The sequence below is a fragment of the Nonomuraea solani genome (genome assembly GCF_900108335.1).
In the GTDB taxonomy this organism is placed as follows: domain Bacteria; phylum Actinomycetota; class Actinomycetes; order Streptosporangiales; family Streptosporangiaceae; genus Nonomuraea; species Nonomuraea solani.
This window is the reverse complement of record NZ_FNVT01000075.1, coordinates 1-1,244: the sequence shown is the minus strand read 5'-3', so window position 1 is coordinate 1,244 and position 1,244 is coordinate 1. Positions and strand designations below refer to the sequence as shown.

Annotated in this window: 1 protein-coding gene; it reads left to right on the top strand. The window is 63.6% G+C overall.

Going from position 1 to position 1,244, the window contains the following annotated elements; translation table 11 throughout:
* Window positions 1-48: 48 nt before the first annotated feature.
* On the top strand, window positions 49-1,218 hold the full coding sequence (locus tag C4V41_RS60525; protein WP_103965018.1) for an IS30 family transposase: 1,170 nt from the start codon (window positions 49-51) through the stop codon (window positions 1,216-1,218).
* The last annotated feature ends 26 nt before the right edge of the window (window positions 1,219-1,244 follow it).

Below are 1,244 nucleotides of genomic sequence, written 5' to 3'. Positions count from 1 at the left end.
GCTTGAGTTCTATCGATGGTTGCGAACCTTCTCGAAGGAGAACCTCGCATGCCTCGTTGGGCTCACAACAAGCTTCCCTCGTCGGTTCAGAAGCGCTACTTCGAGTTGGTGCGAGAGGGGCATAAGGGCGCTGCTGCGGCCCGGATGGTCGGTGTGTCGACCAGCTGCGGGTCGCTGTGGTTCATCGATGCTGGTCGGATGGTTCTCGCCGACGCGCCCGTCTCTGCCCGCTTCCTCACCCAGGATGACCGGATCGCCATCGCCGACGGCATACACGCCAAGGTCGGGGTGAAGGAGATCGCCGCCTCGATCGGCAAGAGCTTCCAGACGGTCTACCGAGAGATCCAGCGCAACAGCAAGTCCGACGGCCGCTACCAACCCTGGTGGGCCCACAACCAGGCGCTTCTCCGTCGCGGACGTTCCAAGGAAGAGAAGATTCGGGGCCACGAACCGCTCCGTACGGTCGTGCGCGACAAGCTGACCGAGAAGTGGTCACCGCAGCAGATCTCCCGGTTCCTCACCCGTGCCTACCCCGACCTGAGCGCCATGCAGGTCTGCGCCGAGAGCATCTACAAGGCCCTCTACGCCGGCCTTCTCGGCTGCAGATCCGGAAAGCTCCGCACCGGCCGCTCCCGCAGGAAGCCGCACCGGCGGGGCGTCGCAATCCCCAACAAGATCAAGAACATGAAGCTCCTCGACCAGCGTCCCGCTGAAGTCACTGAACGTCAGGTCCCCGGACATTGGGAAGGCGACCTCATCATCGGCCAGTACGGGGCGCCGGGTGGTGCCACGGCCATCGGCACACTGGTGGAGAGGGTCACCAAGTTCCTGATCCTGGTGCATCTCCCGGACGGCTACAAGGCCCCGCAACTGCGCGATGCGCTCATCGCGCAGACCCGGCATCTGCCCGAGAGTTGGCGCAAGACCCTGACCTGGGACCAGGGCCGGGAGATGTCGATGCATGAGCAGACCGCCGCCGCGACCGGCTTCGACATCTATTTCTGCGACCCGCATTCCCCCTGGCAGCGGGGCCTCAACGAGAACACCAACGGACTGATCCGCCAGTACTTCCCCAAACACACCGACCTGTCGATCCATACCGCCCAAGACCTGCAGACGGTCGCCGCCCAACTCAACCAGCGACCCCGCCTCGCCCTCGGAGACAGAACACCAGCCGAAGCCATGAGAGCATTGCTAACCAACGGCTCTACCAGCTAGTTCGCAACCAGTGTTAGAAACCACCC

Coding starts and splice junctions, on each gene's coding strand:
- C4V41_RS60525 (WP_103965018.1), top strand. CDS start 49: ATGCCTCGTTGGGCTCACAACAAGCTTCCCTCGTCGGTTCAGAAGCGC.